This is a genomic window from Undibacterium sp. GrIS 1.8, from assembly GCF_040544445.1.
Classification (GTDB): domain Bacteria; phylum Pseudomonadota; class Gammaproteobacteria; order Burkholderiales; family Burkholderiaceae_D; genus Undibacterium.
On the sequence record NZ_JBEONQ010000013.1, the window covers coordinates 89,902 to 110,761 of the forward strand.

The 20,860-nt window shown below is 47.7% G+C and carries 17 protein-coding genes; 11 read left to right on the forward strand and 6 right to left on the reverse strand.

Translation table 11 applies throughout. The annotated features are described in order from the left end of the window. Positions 1-2 precede the first annotated feature (2 nt). On the forward strand, positions 3-863 hold the full coding sequence (gene fghA, locus AAKU64_RS08395; protein ID WP_354334332.1) for an S-formylglutathione hydrolase: 861 nt from the start codon (positions 3-5) through the stop codon (positions 861-863). Positions 864-967: 104 nt separating this feature from the next. On the opposite strand, the gene AAKU64_RS08400 is transcribed toward fghA, so the two are convergent. Continuing rightward, positions 968-2,599 carry a helicase HerA-like C-terminal domain-containing protein gene (locus tag AAKU64_RS08400; RefSeq protein ID WP_354362004.1) on the reverse strand — a complete coding sequence of 544 codons (1,632 nt, stop codon included), beginning with the start codon at positions 2,597-2,599 and terminating at the stop codon, positions 968-970. 131 nt (positions 2,600-2,730) lie between these two features. Here AAKU64_RS08400 and AAKU64_RS08405 point away from each other — a divergent pair, with 131 nt between their 5' ends. From AAKU64_RS08405 to AAKU64_RS08445, 9 genes are all read left to right on the forward strand, one after another. Next, positions 2,731-3,456 (forward strand): YebC/PmpR family DNA-binding transcriptional regulator, encoded by a 726-nt coding sequence (locus tag AAKU64_RS08405; RefSeq protein ID WP_354334336.1) that lies wholly within the window; start codon positions 2,731-2,733, stop codon positions 3,454-3,456. Positions 3,457-3,533: 77 nt separating this feature from the next. Continuing rightward, positions 3,534-4,808 (forward strand): phosphoribosylamine--glycine ligase, encoded by a 1,275-nt coding sequence (gene purD, locus AAKU64_RS08410; protein WP_354334338.1) that lies wholly within the window; start codon positions 3,534-3,536, stop codon positions 4,806-4,808. A 20-nt stretch (positions 4,809-4,828) separates the two neighbouring features. Further along, positions 4,829-5,728: an oxygen-dependent coproporphyrinogen oxidase gene (hemF, locus tag AAKU64_RS08415; RefSeq protein ID WP_354334340.1), complete on the forward strand. Its 900-nt coding sequence runs from the start codon at positions 4,829-4,831 to the stop codon at positions 5,726-5,728. A gap of 39 nt (positions 5,729-5,767) precedes the next feature. Next, positions 5,768-6,571 carry a nicotinate (nicotinamide) nucleotide adenylyltransferase gene (gene nadD, locus AAKU64_RS08420; protein ID WP_354334363.1) on the forward strand — a complete coding sequence of 268 codons (804 nt, stop codon included), beginning with the start codon at positions 5,768-5,770 and terminating at the stop codon, positions 6,569-6,571. Further along, entirely contained in the window at positions 6,571-7,305 is a 735-nt protein-coding gene (gene rsfS / locus AAKU64_RS08425; RefSeq protein ID WP_354334342.1) for a ribosome silencing factor, read from the forward strand. The genes nadD and rsfS overlap by 1 nt, the downstream gene beginning before the upstream one ends. Before the next feature lie 308 nt (positions 7,306-7,613). Then, a complete protein-coding gene (rlmH, locus tag AAKU64_RS08430) occupies positions 7,614-8,084 on the forward strand; it encodes a 23S rRNA (pseudouridine(1915)-N(3))-methyltransferase RlmH (protein ID WP_322119912.1) in 471 nt (156 codons plus the stop codon). 19 nt (positions 8,085-8,103) lie between these two features. Next, positions 8,104-8,736 (forward strand): Maf family protein, encoded by a 633-nt coding sequence (locus AAKU64_RS08435; RefSeq protein ID WP_354334344.1) that lies wholly within the window; start codon positions 8,104-8,106, stop codon positions 8,734-8,736. A 35-nt stretch (positions 8,737-8,771) separates the two neighbouring features. After that, positions 8,772-10,235: a ribonuclease G gene (gene rng, locus AAKU64_RS08440; RefSeq protein ID WP_354334346.1), complete on the forward strand. Its 1,464-nt coding sequence runs from the start codon at positions 8,772-8,774 to the stop codon at positions 10,233-10,235. Between the two features lie 256 nt (positions 10,236-10,491). Further along, positions 10,492-11,586, forward strand: a complete 1,095-nt coding sequence (locus tag AAKU64_RS08445; protein WP_354334348.1) for an acyltransferase family protein — start codon at positions 10,492-10,494, stop codon at positions 11,584-11,586. A gap of 18 nt (positions 11,587-11,604) precedes the next feature. Here AAKU64_RS08445 and waaF read toward each other — a convergent pair whose 3' ends face one another. The 4 genes from waaF to dnaE form a co-directional block, all read right to left on the reverse strand. Then, entirely contained in the window at positions 11,605-12,642 is a 1,038-nt protein-coding gene (gene waaF, locus AAKU64_RS08450) for a lipopolysaccharide heptosyltransferase II (RefSeq protein WP_354334350.1), read from the reverse strand. A gap of 8 nt (positions 12,643-12,650) precedes the next feature. Next, positions 12,651-14,399, reverse strand: a complete 1,749-nt coding sequence (gene msbA / locus AAKU64_RS08455) for a lipid A export permease/ATP-binding protein MsbA (RefSeq protein WP_354334351.1) — start codon at positions 14,397-14,399, stop codon at positions 12,651-12,653. 94 nt (positions 14,400-14,493) lie between these two features. Beyond that, positions 14,494-15,864, reverse strand: coding sequence for an O-antigen ligase family protein (locus AAKU64_RS08460; protein WP_354334353.1), 1,371 nt, complete (start codon positions 15,862-15,864; stop codon positions 14,494-14,496). Then, positions 15,857-19,453: a DNA polymerase III subunit alpha gene (dnaE, locus tag AAKU64_RS08465; protein ID WP_354334355.1), complete on the reverse strand. Its 3,597-nt coding sequence runs from the start codon at positions 19,451-19,453 to the stop codon at positions 15,857-15,859. Before dnaE ends, AAKU64_RS08460 begins: the two co-directional genes overlap by 8 nt. Before the next feature lie 150 nt (positions 19,454-19,603). On the opposite strand from dnaE, the gene AAKU64_RS08470 reads away from it, so the two are divergent. Beyond that, positions 19,604-20,536, forward strand: a complete 933-nt coding sequence (locus tag AAKU64_RS08470; RefSeq protein WP_354334357.1) for a sulfurtransferase — start codon at positions 19,604-19,606, stop codon at positions 20,534-20,536. A 129-nt stretch (positions 20,537-20,665) separates the two neighbouring features. On the opposite strand, the gene AAKU64_RS08475 is transcribed toward AAKU64_RS08470, so the two are convergent. Beyond that, the coding region (locus AAKU64_RS08475) for an ExbD/TolR family protein (RefSeq protein ID WP_354362005.1) at positions 20,666-20,860 on the reverse strand (195 nt) is incomplete at its 5' end.

The window sequence follows — 20,860 nt, forward strand, 5'->3', positions numbered from 1 at the left end:
AGATGACCGCGACCGCATTAGAAACAATCAGCGAGCACGCCTGCTACGGTGGCGTGCAAGGTTTTTATCGACATGAGTCGAGTGAGATCGGATTGCCTATGCGGTTTTCGGTATTCCAGCCACCGCAAGCCAAACAGCGCGCAGTCCCTGTCTTGTTCTATCTGGCAGGACTGACCTGTAATGAAGAAACCTTCATGATCAAAGCTGGTGCGCAAAGACTGGCGGCGGAACTCGGCATCATGTTAGTCGCACCAGATACCAGCCCGCGCGGAGCGGATGTGCCAGGCGAAAGCGAAAGCTGGGATTTTGGTTTAGCAGCAGGATTTTATCTGGATGCCATAGAACTACCGTGGGAAAAACATTACCGCATGTATTCTTACGTAGTACATGAGTTACGCCAAAAAGTACTGAACAATTTTACTGCACGTGAAGATCGTATCGGCATCTTTGGTCACTCCATGGGCGGTCACGGTGCGCTGACGCTAGCCTTGCGCAACCGTGACATCTACCGCTCGGTCTCTGCCTTTGCACCGATAGCAGCGCCGACTAAATGTCCGTGGGGTCAAAAAGCATTTCGCGGTTATTTAGGATCGGATCAAAGTCACTGGCTGGATTACGATGCATCGATCTTGATGGCGAATACTGATACGCCGTTTCCAAATGGCATATTGATTGATCAGGGCTTAAGTGACAAATTTTTGGCCGAGCAATTACTGCCAGAAGAGTTTGAAATGGCGTGCAAAATGGCAAACCAGCCATTAACCCTGCGACGTCATGCAGGCTATGACCATGGCTACTACTTCATCACTAGTTTTATTGAAGATCATTTGCGGTTTCATGCTGCGATTTTGAACGCTGCATAAAGAAAAGCCGTATTGAAATACTAACTTCAATACGGTTTTTTCGATGACTAATTGCTAGATATCGAACATTCAAAATTCAGCAGTACGATATCATCAAAGTTTATTTATTTTTTCTTCAAAATAGAACCCAACACACCGCGAATAATCTCACGCCCGACCTGTGATCCTATCGTCCGCACGGCTGATTTGACCATCGTCTCTGCGACGTTATCACGACGGCGTATTCCACTGCTACCTCCCAGCAAATTACCAAACACGCTTTTCAGCGTGTCTCCAATGCCGCCCTCTTCTTGGGGCTGCTGCTGAGTTGGCGCTTGTCTTTGTGAAGGTATACCTGGTGCAGAATCTTGCGTCGGGCGAGTTGACGCACTGGTACCAACATTGCCGCCAGAGTTGCCCCAGCCATCACTCATACCGCCAGAATTACCAGAGGATGGTGCACTCTGCGCTTGAGTATTGGCGACTCTGCCTTTGAGTTTTTCATAAGCAGAATCACGGTCTATGGTCTTTTCATATACGCCTGCAACAATCGAACTAGCGATGATCTGTTGACGCTCTTCTACCGAAATGGGACCGATCTGGGACGCTGGCGGCAATACAAATCCACGCTGTACGATATTCGGTCTACCTTTTTCATCAAGGAAAGAAATCAGCGCCTCGCCAACACCGAGTTCACCGATGACTTGCGCGGTATTCAAATCAGGATTAGGACGGAAAGTTTCTGCCGCTGCCTGCACTGCTTTCTGATCGCGTGGAGTATATGCGCGTAAAGCCTGCTGGACGCGATTGCCGAGTTGTCCTAACACCGTATCGGGAATATCGAGCGGATTTTGCGTGACAAAATACACGCCGACACCTTTAGAGCGAATTAAGCGTACGACCTGCTCAATTTTTTGCAGTAAAACTTTGGGAGCTTCGTCGAACAGTAAATGTGCTTCATCGAAAAAGAACACCATCTTTGGCTGATCCAAATCCCCGACTTCTGGCAAATGTTCATACAACTCAGATAGCATCCATAGCAAGAAAGTCGAATACAAACGCGGTGATTGAAGTAATTGGTCCGCCGCCAGAATATTAATAATGCCTTTACCGCTGGCATCGGTTTGCAGCATATCGTCCAGATTCAACATCGGTTCGCCAAAGAATTGCTCACCGCCCTGCTCAGAAATCGCCAGTAAGCCGCGTTGTATCGCACCTATGCTGGCAGCAGAAATATTGCCGTATTCGGTCTGAAACTCGCTGGCGTTATCGCCCAGATGCTGCAACATTGCGCGCAGGTTTTTGGTATCGAGCAGCAACAAGCCATTGTCGTCAGCAATTTTAAAGGCGAGTTGTAATACGCCTTCTTGGGTTTCGTTCAGATTCAGCATGCGTCCCAGCATCAGCGGCCCCAGATCAGAAATTGTGGCGCGCACTGGATGCCCTTGTTTACCAAACACATCCCAAAAAGTGACAGGACATGCTTGCCAGACTGGGATATCAGCGCCGATCTGTTCACACCGTTGCTGCATCTTCGGACTGATTTGACCGGGATTTGCCATGCCGGACAGATCCCCTTTAACGTCTGCCATGAACACAGGTACGCCAATACTGGAAAAGGCCTGTGCCATTACTTGCAAGGTCACCGTCTTGCCAGTACCCGTGGCACCGGTAATACAGCCGTGGCGATTCGCCCAATCAGACAATAAATACAGCTCTTGCGACGATGTTTTTGCGATCAGCAGTGGTTTGGACATGATTTAGGTCGTTCTATAGGGGGATTTGAATAAAATCACTATGTTAAAATGCCGGACTTCATTATAGAACCACAGCTGAGCGAATTTTCTCAGCATTTGGTAAACAATTGCCAATTCAAGAGAGAGCAATCATGGCAGGACATAGTAAATGGGCCAATATTAAGCACAAAAAAGCGGCCACTGACGCAAAACGCGGCAAAGTCTGGACGCGCTTAATCAAAGAAATTACGGTTGCATCGCGCATGGGCGGCGAAGACATCGCCTCCAACCCACGCTTACGTCTCGCGGTAGACAAAGCAGCTGATGCCAATATGCCGAAAGAGAATGTCACGCGCGCGATTCAACGCGGCAGCGGCACATTGGAAGGCGCAAATTACGAAGAAATCCGGTACGAGGGCTATGGCATTGGGGGTGCAGCGATCATTGTTGACTGTATGACCGATAACAAAGTACGTACCGTAGCTGAAGTACGCCATGCTTTCAGTAAATTTGGCGGCAACATGGGAACTGAAGGTTCGGTCGCATTTTTATTCACGCATTGTGGACAAATGTTATTTGCACCTGGCACTAATGAAGATGCTTTGATGGAAGCCGCTTTAGAAGCTGGTGCGGATGATGTGATGACCGATGACGAAGGCGGTATTGAAGTGTTGTGCCAGCCTTACGATATGTCCGGCATTAAAGATAGTTTAGAAAAATCAGGCTTTGTACCCGAGGTCGCAGAGGTGATTATGAAGCCGGGCACAGAGACCATTTTTGCTGGCGATGACGCGATCAAAATGCAAAAATTATTGGATGCGTTAGAAAATCTGGATGATGTGCAAGAAGTGTTCACCAATGCCATTATTGAAGAGTAATTTCGAAAAATAGCTTTGAAGACTAAGTTCGAAAACTAATTCTGGATTCAATCCAGAATATTAAATAGAAAACTGATATGAAAATTCTCGTCGTAGGCTCAGGTGGTCGTGAACATGCATTGGCGTGGAAACTCGCCCAATCCGAGCGTGTGCAAACAATCTTTGTCGCTCCGGGTAATGGCGGGACAGTGCAGGATTCCCGCCTGAAAAATATCGCTTTAACCGATTCCGTTGCCTTGGCTGATTTTGTCGAAAAAGAGCAAATCAGTTTGACCGTAGTTGGTCCGGAAGTGCCGTTGGCAGCAGGTATCGTCAATGTATTCCGTGAACGCGGTCTAAAGATTTTTGGCCCGAGTAAAGAAGCAGCACAATTGGAAAGCTCTAAGGATTTTGCAAAATCCTTTATGCAACGTCATGCCATCCCGACTGCAGAATACAAAACCTTTTCTGACCTGGCTGCGGCGCATGAATATATCGCACAAAAAGGTGCGCCAATCGTCATCAAAGCCGACGGACTGTCTGCTGGTAAAGGCGTCGTCGTCGCGATGAGTCTGGAAGAAGCGCATGGTGCTGTCGACATGATGTTGTCCGACAACAAACTAGGCGACGCTGGCGCCCGTGTCGTGATTGAAGAATTTTTGGCGGGAGAAGAAGCGAGTTTCATCGTGATGGTTGATGGCAAAAATATTTTGCCATTAGCGACGAGTCAGGATCACAAACGTTTACTGGACAATGATGAAGGGCCGAATACTGGCGGCATGGGTGCGTACTCCCCTGCGCCTATCGTGACACCGCAATTGCACGCCCGTGTCATGCGCGAGATCATTGTCCCGACAGTACAAGGCATGGCTAAAGACGGCATTGTTTTCACTGGCTTTCTTTATGCAGGTTTGATGATTGATGATCACGGCAATCCTAAGACACTGGAATTTAACTGTCGCATGGGTGATCCTGAAACGCAGCCAATTATGGCGCGACTGAAAACCGATCTGGTGCATGTCATGGAGCACGCGGTCAACGGCACACTAGATACAGTAGAACTGGAATGGGACAGACGCACGGCAATGGGCGTGGTAATGGCAGCGGCAGGCTATCCAGACGCACCGCGTAAAGGTGATGTGATTACAGGTATACCTCCAGAGACGCCAGAGAGTGTAACTTTTCATGCGGGAACTGCGTTGGCCGATGGCAAGCTGACAGCGACAGGTGGCCGCGTTCTCTGCGTCGTTGGTTTGGGTGATACGGTCAAGCTAGCGCAAAAACATGCTTATGAAGTAGTCGAAAAAATTCATTTCAATGGCGCACAATATCGTCGTGATATCGGCTGGCGCGCTATGAATAAAAAACATTAATCACGAGATAAACCAAACGCATGACTGATTCCAGCGCCGTAAAAACTTATCTGCTTGATCTGCAAACACGTATCGTGGCAGCAATGCAGCAGATTGATGGCAAGCAGTTCATGACTGATAGCTGGGACAGACCAGAAGGTGGCGGCGGTATCTCACGCGTGATTGAAGAAGGCGATGTCTTTGAGCGCGGCGGGGTGAATTTCTCACATGTAATGGGTAGCAATTTACCGCCCTCTGCGGCAGCGCACCGGCCAGAACTGGCAGGTCGTAGATGGGAAGCGATGGGCGTGTCCTTGGTCATGCATCCGCGTAATCCTTATGCACCGACGGTACATATGAACGTGCGCTTTTTTACCACTTATGCCGAAGGTCAGCCTGACGTCTGGTGGTTTGGCGGCGGCATGGATTTAACGCCGTATTATGGTTTTATCGAAGATGCACAGCATTTTCACCAAAGCTGCAAAAATGCTGTAAGTCCGTTTGGCGCTGACTTGCATCCGCGTTTTAAGAATTGGTGTGACGAGTACTTTTACCTCAAGCATCGCAAAGAAGCACGCGGCGTCGGTGGTATTTTCTTTGATGATTTTAACCAGCTTGATTTCGCCAGCAGCTTTGCGATGACACAAGAGGTAGGTAACGCCTTCGTGCCCGCGTATAGCGCCATCCTTGAAAAGCGCAAGGATATGTCCTATGGTGAACGCGAGCGTGACTTTCAGGCTTACCGCCGTGGTCGCTATGTCGAATTTAACCTGGTGTTTGATCGCGGCACTCTATTTGGACTGCAATCGGGTGGCCGTACTGAATCGATACTGATGTCCATGCCACCGATCGTCAAATGGCGTTACGACTGGCAACCAGAAGACAACAGTCCTGAAGCCGCGCTGGTAAGAGACTTTTTGCCGCATAGGGACTGGGTTTAAATGAATGTGAATTTGGATTCAGCCCCAGATTCATCGGATATGCTCAGTGAACAGACTCACGTGAAATGTGTTGTGGTATTGGGCGGTAGTTTTGATCCGGTGCATCTTGGGCATGTGGCACTGGCCCGACGTTTCGTGGATTTATTACAGCCACAAGAGTTAAGGATTATCCCAACCGGAAATCCCTGGCAAAAAAATGGCTTAACTGCCAATGCCGCGCAGCGATGTGCGATGTTGGAACTGGCGTTTGCAGACCAAGTTAATTGTCCGGTGGTGATTGATCGTCAGGAAATCCTAGCGGCAGAACGACAGCAAACTAATTACACCATCGATACCTTGCGGCATTTGCGCGCAGAGTACGGTGATACTACTTCAATCGTTTTTTTAATCGGTGCCGACCAGTTGCAGAATTTGTCTAGCTGGCACCAATGGCAATACTTGTTTGATCTGGCGCATATCTGCGCGGCCTCACGACCCGGCTTCCAACTGGATCAAACAAACTTGCCACAGGCAGCAGCAAAGGAAGCACAGCAGAAAGATACAGATATAAATACCGATACAGAAACACAGCAAGTTAATCAAGTAGTCAATCAAGTACTAAGCAAGTTCAGGCAAGCAGCGGCGACACCCGAACAGATTCGCACCACCCCCGCTGGGCTGACCTATCTGGCAGATGATCTGCAAGTGGATATTTCAGCTACCCAGATTCGAGAAGAACTGGAGCGTGGCGCAGCAAGCACCTTGGTCTCGGGGTTAGTCTCGCGGTTGGTTCCGAGGTTAGTCCCAATTAAGGTGCTAGACTACATACAACAACATCATTTATACGAAAATACGAAAAAATAATGGATATCAAAAAACTACAAGCCCTCGTCATTGACGCTCTGGAAGACGTCAAGGCACAAGACATTCAACTATTCGACACGATGCATCTGACCAGCCTGTTCGATCGCGTTGTAATCGCATCAGGTACTTCAAATCGCCAGACCAAAGCCTTAGCGGCATCGGTACGCGACAAAGTTAAAGAAAACGGCGGCACCGTCGTCAGTATGGAAGGCGAAGGAACTGGTGAGTGGGTACTGGTCGATCTGGGCGATCTGATCGTTCACATCATGCAACCCGCGATCCGTGCTTACTACCGTCTGGAAGAGTTATGGGGCGATAAAGAAATTAAATTTGGCGCGGCAAAACGCAGCACCAAACTAGCGACGGCATCGGTTGAAGAAGAAGACAAACCTAAACGCAGCCGTAGCAAAGCGGCACCCGTCGAAGTAACGCACGACATGATGGCAAGTCAGACTACCTTGGATGACGAGCCTAAAAAGCCAGCCCGCAAACCGCGTGCCACCAAAGCAGCGACGGATGATATGGCCGCTACATCAACACTGAAACCAACACGTAAACCAGCAACGCGTAAAACTGCCACCGGTGCAGCAGCAACTGATGCAGCACCAAAAAAACGTGCTCCAAAAACACCAAGTGGTGCGCGCGTAAAAGTCGCGTCAACTAAAACATCGGTTGCTTCTGCTAAAAAAGCCGCTGATAAAAAAGCGACGACCCGCCGTAAAACTGCTGAGTAAATCTTTGTTAGTGCGGTGCTGATAAGTGCCTCAACTCAGTGACTTTTAAGTGACTCCTGATTGGCTCCTGTACATAACAGGAGCCAATTTTTTTGTGCTGGCTAAAAATCATGGCATCCTGACGATGCTGGCTGTGTCACGATGTGATATTGAGGAATATGAATATACTCCCCATTATTTTATATAAATATGCACCATTGACCATGGAATTTATGGACAATTAAAATATACTTACTAGGAGTATATTTTCAGCTAAACTCATTTTTATTTCTTTTGGTTTAATTACCACGCCATTTTTTATCAATTATATGCAACTCATCATCGCCGCCGTCGGTCACAAAATGCCTGCCTGGATAGAGACGGGTTTTAACGAATACAGCAAGCGCATGCCTGCCGATTGTCGTATCGTGCTGAAAGAAATCAAACCTGTCGAGCGCTCCGGCAGCAAAACCGCCGAGACCGTCATGGCCTTAGAACGCGCTAAAATTGAAGCTGTGCTCCCCAAAAATACACGCATCATTGCACTCGATGAGCGCGGCAAAGATCTAAGCAGCGTCGGCCTGTCGCAGCAACTCACGCAATGGCAACAAGCCGGTGGTGATGTAGCTTTTGTGATTGGTGGTGCAGACGGTCTGGATGCAGAATTTAAAGCGAAAGCCGATATGCTGATCCGCATTTCTAGCCTGACATTGCCGCATGGCATGGTGCGCGTACTATTAGCCGAGCAGTTGTACCGTGCCTGGTCGATTACGCAAAATCATCCTTACCATCGGGTCTGACAAGATAAAAGGACACCCTATGGCCATCACCGACAACAAAATCTATCTTGCCTCCAAAAGTCCGCGCCGTCGTAAGTTACTGCGCCAGGTTGGTATCGATTTTGATCTGCTCTTATTACGTGATACCGCGCCACGCGGTCCCGATGTCACTGAAATCGTCTTGCCTGGCGAATTGCCCATGGATTACGTTAAACGCGTGACCCAGGAAAAAGCCCAAGTCGCCTGGAGCATCATGCAACAGCGCAAATTAGCGCCGCGTCCGGTATTGGCGGCAGATACAACCGTGGTCATCCATGACCGTATTCTTGGCAAGCCCGCAGATCAGGCTGAAGCCTGCGACATGTTACGTGCTTTATCGGGTCAAACTCATGCGGTGTTGACTAGCCTTGCGGTAGTTGGCATGCATGGGCATGGGCATGAACACTGGCACATAACACAGCGCTCTGAAGTAACTTTTTCAGATATAAGCGAAGAACAAATTCTGGCCTATTGCATCACCGCAGAACCCTACGACAAAGCGGGCGGGTATGGCATCCAAGGTGCTGCGGCGCGCTTTATTTCCCACATCAGCGGCAGTTATTCTGGCATCATGGGACTGCCCTTATTTGAGACCACCACGCTGCTACGTCAAGCTGGTATTCACATCCCCTAATTGCTTATTTATTGTATCGAATATTTTATTAAATTATGAGCGAAAATCTCCTCATCAACATCACCCCACAAGAAACTCGTGTTGCCCTGATTTTTCAGGGTGCGGTGCAAGAACTTCATATCGAACGCACCCTGTCCCGCGGTCTGGTTGGCAATGTTTACCTCGGCAAAGTGGTCCGCGTGTTACCCGGTATGCAATCTGCGTTTATCGACATTGGTTTAGAGCGTGCCGCATTTTTACATGTCGCCGATATCTGGGATGCACGCTCACAAGAGAGTGGCAATAACGCGCTGACACCGATAGAAAAATTGCTGTATGACGGTCAATCCGTGACAGTACAAGTGATTAAAGATCCTATCGGTACCAAGGGTGCCAGACTCTCTACCCAAATCTCTATCGCTGGCCGCATGCTGGTATATCTGCCGCAAGATTCCCATATCGGCATTTCACAAAGAATAGAAAACGAAGCCGAGCGCGAAGCTCTGCGCGCCAAGGTATTAAGCTTGCAGCAGCCGGGCGAAAAAGGTGGCTTCATCGTACGCACCATGGCAGAAGATGCCTCGGATCAGGATCTGAAAGCCGACGTCGAATATTTGCGTCGCACCTGGGCTAACATTACGCAAATGGCAAAGACCCAACCGCCAGCCACCTTATTACATCAAGATTTAAATCTGGCGCAGCGCGTATTACGTGACTTCGTCAACGAAGAAACCGCCACGATACAGATTGACTCGCGTGAAAATTACGTGATGCTGCATGAATTTGGCACCACCTACACGCCCTCTGTTTTACCTAAACTACAGCACTACACGGGCGAGCGTCCACTGTTTGATTTGTATGGCGTAGAGGAAGAAATTCAGCGTGCATTAGGACGCCGGGTCGATCTTAAATCGGGTGGTTATCTGATCATCGATCAGACCGAGGCCATGACCACCATCGACGTCAATACTGGGAGCTTTGTCGCTGGTCGTAACTTTGATGACACCATCTTCAAAACCAATCTGGAAGCGGCGCACGCAATTGCCCGCCAGCTACGCTTACGCAATCTGGGTGGCATCATCATTCTCGATATTATTGATATGGAGAATGAGGAACATAAAACCGCCGTACTGGCAGAATTGAACAAAGCCTTATCCCGCGACCGTACCAAATTATCGGTATCCAACTTCTCGGCCTTGGGCTTAGTGGAAGTAACCCGCAAACGCACGCGAGAATCACTGGCACACATTTTGTGTGAACCTTGCCCAGCCTGTAGCGGCAAAGGTCAAGTCAAAACTGCACGCACCATCTGCTACGAAATCCTGCGCGAACTGCTGCGTGAAGCCAAACAATTCAACCCGCGAGAATTCCGCGTGATGGCGTCGCAAGTCGTAGTCGATATGTTTTTGGAAGAAGAGTCGCAGCATTTAGCTATGTTAGGAGACTTCATCGGTAAGCCGATATCGCTGCAAGTAGAAAGCGTATTCCCGCAAGAACAGTACGATATTATTTTGATGTAAAGGTTTCTGCCAGTTAGTAGCCAGCAGGATGCGCCATGCACACCAATCAAGCAGAGGAAATAATTTGCGCTAGAAATGACGTTGCTTAAGTGAAGCGTCGCGCATGGCGCACCTTACTGAACTAAAGAATATAAAAGGGAACTTCTAAACTTAGAACGTCCAATCATTCTGCGGCCTCTGGCGCATTTTAGGCTTGTAAGCCTCAGAATGATTGGACGTCTGATATTCAATAAAAAATCTGCCGACAACATCACCTATGACAAATCGAGCTATCTGGGTTGACTATGCTAAAGCCATCGGCATTTTACTGGTGGTGTATGGTCATGTTGCCCGCGGTGTCTGGAATGCCGGAATCCCTTTTGATCAAACGACCTACTCATTGATCGATAGTGTGATTTATAGCTTTCACATGCCATTGTTTTTCTTTTTATCGGGTCTATTTTTTAATGCCTCATTCCAAAAATATGGCGCTAAAAATCTGCTCATTGGTAAGCTGGAAACCATTGCCTATCCTTACGTAGTTTGGTCTCTGCTGCAAGGCATGGTCGCAGTATTTTTATCTAAGTACACGAATGGCAAAGTCAGTATTGCAGAAGTGCTGGCTTTATTCTGGATGCCTCGTGCGCACTTTTGGTTTTTATATGTACTGTTTTTGGTATTTATATTAGCGACCTTACTGCATCGTTTTCTTCAGTTGAATGTAGCGTCATCCAAGTTGCGTCCCTTGGCCTTGGTATTGCTTATTGCTTCTGCGCTGTACATTGAGAATGGCAACGGCAGCATTGCTGCGCCCTTCCCCATTGATTATCTTATGGCTTACTTTGTATTTTTTGTACTGGGCATACAATCCGAACAGCTTGCTGAAGTCATCACCAAACGGCCTATGCTATGGCTGACCACAAGTGGGTGCGCATTTGTGGCGGCACAATGGGGCTTTCATCAAGGGTTAGGTTTCACCTATCTGCACCAAGGTCTACTGAGTCTGTTACTGGCGGTGATTTCTATCGTCTTCATTTGTAGCATTGCTGTTTTTCTAGCCCAATTATCGCAACCTACGGCACAGGCTGGCTTACCACCATGGCTAGCTTTGCTGTCATTAATTGGTTCATGCTCCATGACGATTTATCTGATGCATGTGCTGGTGGCAAGCGGCCTGCGGATAGTGCTAAGCAAATTATTGGGAGTGAATAATCTAGCGGTACATTTGCTGCTTGGCTGCCTTGCCGGTGTTGCGATACCAATCCTGATTGATCGCTTGAGTAAGCAATCAGCGTTCTCATCACTAAAGTATTTATTTTATCCACCACGAAGATTGTCTCTCAAACCGGGTTCGGAAAATAAACCCGGCTAGGGATCAGAGACTGCAATATCAAGCTTGCTCTATCTGCTCTACGATCTTCCAGACGCTATCACTGCTTAATTGCTGCATACAATTTTGATGGCCTAACGGACACTCACGCTGTTTACATGGCGAGCAGCTTAAGCGCAAGGACAGTGAATAAGCGATATCTGAAAATGGCGGCGCATGGTCAGGGTCCGTAGGCCCGTATAAGGCGATCACAGGACGATTTAATGCCGAGGCGATATGCAGCAGGCCCGAGTCATTACTGACGATCGTAGCGGCGCTGGCGATCAGCGCAATAGCTTGATCCAGACTGGTCTTGCCTGCCAGATGATGGGCTTGTGGGCAAAGCTGGCGAATTTCTTCACACACCGCCTGATCTTTGGGTGAACCTAGCAAAACGATTTGGGTATCTGGCCGCATCTGTAAAATCTGTATTGCCAACTGTGCAAAATGGCTGGTAGGCCAGCGTTTTGCATTGCCAAATTCTGCCCCCGGTGCGAGAGCGATCACCGGCTTTTCTACCAACAAGCCAAGCTGCTCTAACACCTTGGCAATTTGCGCAGGTGCAACCGACAAGCTTGGACGTGGAATCGTTGTGACTACTGTACTCGCTGGCGCACTGGCTAATGCGGCATAAAACGGTACCATCGCGCGCGCGGCAAGCGGATCGTCATGATGCATAACATTGATCAGTCCGTAGCGACTCTCTCCTTTATAGCCGATCCGTTTCGGAATACCGGCCAGCCAGGGGATTAAAGCAAACTTCAAGGTATTCGGCAAAATATAGGCAGCAACATAAGCTCGCTGACGTAATTGTCGGGCATAGCGCCAGCGCTCACGCAATTGCAAAGAGCCATGTTTGAACGGTGTCTCCAGCACGTTATCGACTTCCGGCATGGCGCGCAATACGGGCGCAACCCAAGCCGCTGCCAGTACATCAATCGCATGCTGTGGGTAGCGTTGTTTTAAGAGCTGCAACAAAGGCTGCGCCATGACTGCATCACCAATCCAGTTTGGGGCGATGACTAAGATGCGTGCCTTGCTGATTGGTTCTGCGTTCATATTGAGACTTATGCTGATGCCGTGAACTGCAGGCGATATAAATTAGCGTACACACCGTCTTTTGCCTGCAGCTCTGCGTGTGTCCCTATCTCGCTGATACTACCGTCGACTAACACGGCAATCCGGCTGGCGCGTTCTATCGTAGATAAACGATGTGCAATCACTAAAGTCGTTCTGCCTTGCATCAGCTCGTCCAATGCCGATTGCACCGCGCGTTCGGACTCAGAATCCAAGGCTGAAGTTGCCTCATCCAAAATCAGAATCGGCGCATCTTTATAGATCGCCCGGGCAATTGCTAAGCGTTGACGCTGACCGCCGGATAAACGGCTACCGTTGTCACCAATCATGGTTTGCAGGCCCTCAGGCAATTCCTGCACAACATCATCCATATGTGCCGCAGTCACAGCAGCAGCAATCCGAGCCCTGTCTGGCTGCGCATCGCCATAGGCAATATTGGCAGCAACCGTATCATCAAACAAGACCACACTTTGGCTGACCATTGCGATTTGAGCGCGCAAACTAGTGAGTGAAATATGGTTGAGCGAAACGCCATCCAATAAAATATCTCCGCCAGTTGCCTGATAAAACCGCGGCACCAAATTCACCAGCGAGGTCTTGCCACCGCCAGACATACCCACCAAGGCCAAGGTCTCTCCAGGCTGGATGCTGAGATTGATATTTTTCAATGCGATTTGCTCTTGGCCTGGATAGCTAAAGCTAGTGTTAATAAACTCCAGCTTGCCTTGAGCTCTGGCAGTTAATGCAGTGGCGCTAGGGCTATCATTTTCTGGCGCTGCGTCTATCATGGAGAACACAGATTCTGCTGCGGCCATGCCACGTTGTAAGGGGCCGTTAAGATCAGCTAGTCTTTTTAAGGGTGCTAATAACAGCATCATCGCCATAATAAATTCAACGAAATTACCCACTGAAGTTTTATTTTGCACAACCGCCAACATGACAACTACGGAGACTGCACAAGCCGCAAGAATCTGAGTAATTGGCGTGGTTGATGCGACCGCAATCGTGGTTTTCATCGCATAGCCACGCAGCTTTTCATTCTTTAGATCGAAGCGCTGTTGCTCATATTTTTGCCCACCAAAAATACGGATCACCTGGCTAGCGCGAGTGGTTTCCTCAATGACCTGCGTCAGCTCGCCATTGACTTCTAACTGATCATGATTGAGCTTGCGCAGTCGCTTACTGACCCTGCGTATCAGCAAGGCCATTGCAGGAATCAGGATCAAAGTAACCAAAGTCAATTTCCAATTAATCCACAGCAAATAGATGAACAATACCGCGACAGTAAATGAATCACGGAATAAAGTCGTGATCGATACTTTGACCATTTCTACGATTTGCTGCGCCTCAAACATGATGGTATTAATCACGCGTCCGCTGGATTCTGTTTGATAAAAATTAATCGGGACATTTAAAATTCGGGCAAAAACTTGGGCGCGTAAATCGTTTAACTGACTAGCTGCAATCCATGACATGAGATAGCTGGTGGTAAAGGTACACAGTCCGCGCAAAATAAAAATACCAACAATGGCGGCAGGAATTTTCCAGAGTGCCAGATTAGTTTTCTCACCTTTAAAACCATGATCCAACAAGTAACCAAAGACCCGTGGGAACATTGCCTCGGTCAACGCCGTCAAGAGCATGGTAAGCGCCGTTACCCACAACATATTTCTATGCTCATGCATGGAAGTCCACAAGCGTTGGGAAATTTGTACTGTCTGTTTATTAAATAATGCCATTGTCTATATTTTTCATTGTCCAGATCTTATAAGGCTTACAGAGCATTTTATTGCTGGGAGGCGCATATTTATTGGACAATCCTTTTTCGTTTTTTTAATTAGTTTTAATATGCGATGGATCGTTATATTCTTCAACGTCTGCATCTTTATTCATAGAGCGACGTTCTACACCTGCCAGCGGTATGCTCAGTAAAATCATAAACGCCATACCAAATACGCCGTCGCGCAAGATGGCGTTAAACATACCGCCAACCATCATCGTGATAACCAACATAGCCAGCAACATAGCGCGTTCACGATGTAACGCCGAACTGCGCATACGATACGCTACCAGCAATTGCGTAAACCAAATATACAAAAGCGCGACTACTCCTGCGAATCCAAGCTCGGTAAAGTACAACAGATAATCGTTATGCGGAGTCGTCATTGTGCCACTCATCATGCCCTTAGCACGCTGCTGGTAAATCGGCATCCAACTGGCGATTCCGTGCCCGATCCATGGCTGCTCAATAATGATCTGTGTGGTGATTTTATCAATCTCCAGGCGCATTCCATCTTCGCCAATATTCTTTCCCTCACTAAAGGAATGAATTTGATGAATAGTGCATTCAGCGCGAGTGATCAATATCTGAAGCGGGCCGATTTGCCGCATCTCATTTACAGCGCAAATGCTAGGTGTTGGCAAGCTGAGTACGTATTGCCAGGCGCCGGCAAGCCCAGCGCAGAAACATCCAAGCACTGCCGCATTGCGCCACGAGCAACGTAAATTACGACATGCCATCAATGCACATAACAGTACAAAAATTAAACTTGCCGTGCGGGTCTTTGCCAGCAATACCAACGCGGTCACAACATAAATTAGCACGATGATTCTGATGACCTGATGGTTCTTTCTCAGGAACAATTCGTGCAACATCCAAGCCGCAGCTATGGCCAGCAAGATGCCAAGTAAGATGGACTTATTCCCCTCGTACACCACATAACTACGGAATAAAGTGTTGTTTGGCAATAAGTGTAAAAAATTTAAATAGTACAAAGTAGCGGCGTAAATCGCGCCAGCAAAAAAAATCTTCAGCGCTTTTTTTTGCCATATTCCGGCACCAATACTGAGAAACGGAAACAGAAACAGAAAGGTCTGATAATGCCAAAAGCCAGACCAGAACTCACCATCTGGTCTGTCGTGTATCAACGCAATCAAAACACTGACAGCACTTAGCGTTAGTACCGGCCACAACATGGGACTTTGGCGGATACGCTGCCACTTTTGCGCGAATCCACCTGAGGCGATCAGGCCGATATAAAACAGCAAAACACCGCCATACATCACACCGACTGGAAAAAACAAAGTCAACGGTAAGTAGGCCAATATGTGAGATGGCACTTGCGGCAGCAAACGAAAAGATCCCGTCGGGGATACTTGATTATTGCTCAGATCCAAACCAAGTTTAGATAATTGATCAGGCATACTCAATCTGCACTTTGTCCGGCGATAACCACTCACCTAATTTTTGTCGCAAATGATCGTCTGGACTGACGCGCCATTGATCAGATAAATATAATTCAGCACTTGAATCTTTATTTTGATAGCGTATCAACACTGGACAACCCTCTGGATTAAGACTTGGCTTGAGTAGGTCTTGCAATTTCTTCAGGTCAGTACCTGCATCTAATGACAAACGTAAACCTTGCGAAAACTGAACACGCGCCCTGCCGATATCCATAATTTTTTCGGCAGTGATTCTAAGTCCGCCTGAGAATCTATCTTCGGATACTTTGCCGAGTACGGCTAAGAATTCATCCTCTTTAAATAAGTTTTTATACTCGTCCAGCATTTCGCTGTAGACCGTTACATCGACGGTAGCAGTACCATCGTCTAAGGTGACGATTAGTATCTTGCCGCGTTGTGTCATCTGAGTACGCAAAGCAGCTATCACACCGCCAATCAAACGTAAATCACGTGAAGGTTCTAACTTCAACAAAGTGGTTTTGATAAACTGCCGAACCTCCGGTGCATAGGCATCAAACAAATGACCCGACAGATAAAAGCCAAGTGCTAATTTCTCTTCCATCAAGCGCTGCTTATCAGACCAATGCTCCGCTTTCACATACTCCGGAGGTGGGATCATATCTTCATGATCGCCAAATAAGCTCACTTGGTTAATCTCTGCTTCTGCCTGTTCTGCAGCTTCCATCGCCAGCGGCACGGTCGCTAATAAAACTGCACGATCTTTGCCCAGACTGTCCATTGCACCGGCGCGTATCAATGATTCAAACGTGCGGCGATTCACTTGGCGTTTGTCTACACGCTTGGCAAAGTCAAACAAACTGACAAAGGGTCCGCCCGCAGTGCGGGCGGCAACAATACTTTCAATCGCGTTTTGTCCTGAGCCTTTTACGGCGCCCAGACCGTAGCGAATCTGCATTGCCTTTTTACCCGGCTCACCAACAGGAATAAAGCGATAATCTGATTGGTTAATATCCGGCGGCAGCAAAGTCAGTTTGCAGACATCCAGCGTATCTTCTACCAAAATTTTAATCTTGTCGGTGTCATCCATTGCCAGCGACAAGTTGGCTGCCATAAACGCGGCAGGATGATGTGCTTTGAGATAAGCCGTGTGATAAGACAACAACGCGTAAGCCGCAGCATGAGATTTGTTAAATCCGTAGCCGGCAAACTTTTCCATCAAATCGAAAATCTCGTCGGCTTTGGATTGCGGCAAACCGTCTTTAGCGGCACCATCACGGAAAATCTGACGATGCTCCGCCATTTCTTCCGCTTTCTTTTTACCCATCGCGCGACGCAACAAATCGGCGCCGCCGAGTGAGTAACCACCGACCACCTGTGCCATCTGCATTACCTGCTCTTGATACACCATGATGCCGTAGGTTTCGGACAAAATGCCTTCGGTACGCGGATCAGGATAATCAAACTTCTCACCATGCTTACGTTTACAAAAATCAGGGATAAGGTCCATTGGACCAGGACGATATAAAGCGACCAGAGCGATGATGTCTTCAAACCGATCCGGGCGCGCATCCTTTAACATGCCTTGCATGCCACGGCTTTCTAGCTGGAATACGGCAACAGTTTTCGCTTTGGTTAATAACTCATAAGACGGTCTGTCATTCAGTGGCAATTTAGCCAGATCAAAATCGGCCATCGCTGGGTCTAACATTTTGATGTAGCGAACGGCACGATCCAAAATCGTCAGCGTAGTCAAACCCAAAAAGTCGAACTTAACTAGACCAACAGCTTCGACATCATCTTTGTCATATTGAGAAACCACACCAGAATCGCCACCTTGCGTGTACAAAGGGCAAAAATCTGTGAGCTTGCCAGGAGCGATTAAAACACCACCGGCATGCATACCAATATTGCGGGTAATACCTTCAACTTGTTGTGCCAGATCGAGCAGTGTTTTGACTTCTTCTTCGTTTTCCTGCCGCTCGGCCAGCATTGGCTCTTCAATAATCGCCTCGGCAATAGTGACTTGTTTGCCCGGTTTAAACGGAATCAATTTTGAGATACCATCGCAAAACATATAGCCAAAATCGAGTACGCGGCCAACGTCACGGATTGCACCTTTTGCGGCCATGGTACCGAAGGTTGCGATCTGCGATACCGCCTCTTTTCCATAGCGATCTTTAACATATTGAATGACGCGATCACGCCCTTCTTGGCAAAAATCAATATCAAAATCGGGCATCGATACCCGTTCTGGATTCAAGAAACGCTCGAACAGCAAATTGTATTCAAGTGGATCCAGATCAGTAATCAACAAGGAATACGCAACCAATGAACCAGCACCTGATCCACGACCGGGGCCAACTGGTACGCCATTATTTTTTGCCCATTGAATGAAGTCAGCAACAATCAAGAAGTAACCTGGAAAGCCCATCTTGATGATCGTATCGGTCTCAAACTTAAGGCGCGATTCGTAGCGCTCTCTTTGTAGTTCACGCTTTTCCACATCGGGATAAAGTTGCGCCAGTCTTAGCTCTAATCCTTTTTCAACCTCTGCGACCAAAAAATCATTAATCGTCATGCCATCCGGTGTAGGGAAATCTGGCAACTTTGGCTTACCTAATTCCAAAGTCAAATTACAGCGTTTGGCGATCTCAACTGCATTCTGTAAGGCCCCCGGCAGATCGGCAAATAACTCGACCATTTCAGCTTGCGTTTTAAAGCATTGCTGATCATTAAAGCGTCGCACGCGACGACCATTGGCTAACATATCGCCCTCTGCGATACAGGTACGCGCCTCATGGGCAATAAAGTCTTCTTTGTTGATGAACTGGATAGGATGAGTAGCAACGACTGGCAAGCGTAATTTAGTTGCTAATGCAAGCGCTTGACGTACATGCGCCTCCATATTCGGCTGCCCTGCACGTTGGATTTCAATATAAAAGTGATTAGGGAAAATAGTCGCCCAACGTTGAGCATTGGCCTCAGCTGCATCTAAATTACCATTATCGATCGCAATACCAACATCGCCAAAATGAGCACCGGATAAAACGATTAAGCCTGGTTGCTCACCCGTTTTCTGATCTGCTTCAAATAATGCCTGCAACCATTCAAAGCGAATTTCTGCACGGCCACGATGTTGATTGCTCAACCAGGCTTGCGCTAACAACTCGCATAACTGCAAATATCCTTTGCGATTTTTTACCAGCAACAACAGGCGAGATGGTTTATCCCGGTCTGCATCATTCGTGATCCATGTATCGCAACCTGCAATCGGCTTAACCCCTTTACTGCGAGCACCTTTGTAAAACTTCACCATCGCAAACAAGTTAGCTAAATCGGTGATCGCTAACGCAGGCTGCTTGTCTTTAACCGCCGCCTTAATCACGTCATCAATGCGCACTAAGCCATCGACAATCGAATATTCGGAATGCAAACGCAAATGTACAAATTGAGGAAAAGTGTTTTGATATGAGGCTGAGGCTGGGGCTAATGTTGTAGCGGGTGTTGCAACCACCACGGCAGCGGCGTCAACAGTTGCAGCGATAGCAAGGCTTGAATCTTGGGGAAGAGTTAGTTCAGTAGTCATTCCGATATTTTACCGTGCTGGCGAAGGGAAAACGATTTCTGTGCAGTCAAAATCGGGATTTGGTTTTCTAGTTTTAATGAGCAAAACTGGAAAATCACTAGCAGAAAAGTTTATAATGCTGCCAAATCAATGACTTACTGAAACTATTCCATGTCGTCTGCAACTTCTACCTTGGCAAGTCCTAATTCGCCTGACCTGCCTTACGTAAACATCTCGGCTTATAAATTTATTACCTTTAACGATACTGCTGAAAAACGTCCAGAATTTATCGCTAAATGCCAGGAGCTCAAGCTCAAAGGTACCGTTTTATTGACACCAGAAGGTATCAATATGTTCCTGGCGGGCTTACGCCATGAGATTGATGCCTACATGGAATGGCTACATACCGATCCGCGCTTTGCCGATATTGTGGCGAAAGAAAGTCTCTCTGCGACGCAGCCATTCACCAAATTATTAATCAAGCTGAAAGCAGAAATCATCACAATGCGCATGCCGCTGATTAAGCCAGAACTTGGTCGCGCTCCAGCGGTGGATGCGCAGACGCTTAAACGCTGGCTAGACCAAGGCCATGACGATCAAGGCAAAACCGTCGTAATGGTTGATACCCGCAACGACTTTGAAGTAGACGTCGGTAGTTTCGACAATACGATTGATTATCGTATTACAAAATTTACTGAATTCCCTGCGGTGATTGAAGCAAACCGCGATGCATTAAACGACAAGACGGTCGTTACCTTTTGCACAGGTGGAATTCGCTGCGAAAAAGCCGCCATTCACATGCAAAATGTAGGATTTGATAATGTCTATCAGCTTGAAGGTGGCATTTTGAAATATTTTGAAGAGGTCGGTGGCGCGCATTATCACGGCGACTGCTTTGTCTTCGATTATAGAACTGCACTTAACCCGCAGTTAGAAGCGACAGACACCGAACAATGCTACGCATGCCGAGCCGTTGTCACACCACGAGAGCAGCTTTCCTCATGGTATGTGCCAGGCAAGTCATGTCCTCATTGCAAAAAATTAGAGATCACCAGTATCGCGCCCGAAGCTGGATCGGAACAGGCAGAGCGAGTTTCAAAATAATATTACCAGGCTAGCGATAGGCCATAAAGTCATATCAGTAGTCGTAAAAAAGGCTCCAATTGGAGCCTTTTTTATTTGATCTAGCTTTAAGCTATCATCAAAGTGATTTTTCGATCAATTTTTAACGCATCACTTCAAGAACTGCTCATTACCAACCATACCGATCTTATTGACGCCCAGTCGTTGCGCCTCCGCCATCACATGCGCCACCGCTTTATACGGTACCAGTTTGTTCGGACGTAAGTGCACTTCCGGTTGATTCGGCGTCGCCGCCACTGCCGTCAGTTTGGATTCCAACTCGGCATTGTTCTGAATCGCTACACC

Excerpts from the sequence above, each read along its gene's own strand:
- fghA (WP_354334332.1), top strand. The coding sequence starts at position 3 with ATGACCGCGACCGCATTAGAAACAATCAGCGAGCACGCCTGCTACGGT.
- AAKU64_RS08400 (WP_354362004.1), bottom strand. The coding sequence starts at position 2,599 with ATGTCCAAACCACTGCTGATCGCAAAAACATCGTCGCAAGAGCTGTAT.
- AAKU64_RS08405 (WP_354334336.1), top strand. The coding sequence starts at position 2,731 with ATGGCAGGACATAGTAAATGGGCCAATATTAAGCACAAAAAAGCGGCC.
- purD (WP_354334338.1), top strand. The coding sequence starts at position 3,534 with ATGAAAATTCTCGTCGTAGGCTCAGGTGGTCGTGAACATGCATTGGCG.
- hemF (WP_354334340.1), top strand. The coding sequence starts at position 4,829 with ATGACTGATTCCAGCGCCGTAAAAACTTATCTGCTTGATCTGCAAACA.
- nadD (WP_354334363.1), top strand. The coding sequence starts at position 5,768 with ATGCTCAGTGAACAGACTCACGTGAAATGTGTTGTGGTATTGGGCGGT.
- rsfS (WP_354334342.1), top strand. The coding sequence starts at position 6,571 with ATGGATATCAAAAAACTACAAGCCCTCGTCATTGACGCTCTGGAAGAC.
- rlmH (WP_322119912.1), top strand. The coding sequence starts at position 7,614 with ATGCAACTCATCATCGCCGCCGTCGGTCACAAAATGCCTGCCTGGATA.
- AAKU64_RS08435 (WP_354334344.1), top strand. The coding sequence starts at position 8,104 with ATGGCCATCACCGACAACAAAATCTATCTTGCCTCCAAAAGTCCGCGC.
- rng (WP_354334346.1), top strand. The coding sequence starts at position 8,772 with ATGAGCGAAAATCTCCTCATCAACATCACCCCACAAGAAACTCGTGTT.
- AAKU64_RS08445 (WP_354334348.1), top strand. The coding sequence starts at position 10,492 with ATGACAAATCGAGCTATCTGGGTTGACTATGCTAAAGCCATCGGCATT.
- waaF (WP_354334350.1), bottom strand. The coding sequence starts at position 12,642 with ATGAACGCAGAACCAATCAGCAAGGCACGCATCTTAGTCATCGCCCCA.
- msbA (WP_354334351.1), bottom strand. The coding sequence starts at position 14,399 with ATGGCATTATTTAATAAACAGACAGTACAAATTTCCCAACGCTTGTGG.
- AAKU64_RS08460 (WP_354334353.1), bottom strand. The coding sequence starts at position 15,864 with ATGCCTGATCAATTATCTAAACTTGGTTTGGATCTGAGCAATAATCAA.
- dnaE (WP_354334355.1), bottom strand. The coding sequence starts at position 19,453 with ATGACTACTGAACTAACTCTTCCCCAAGATTCAAGCCTTGCTATCGCT.
- AAKU64_RS08470 (WP_354334357.1), top strand. The coding sequence starts at position 19,604 with ATGTCGTCTGCAACTTCTACCTTGGCAAGTCCTAATTCGCCTGACCTG.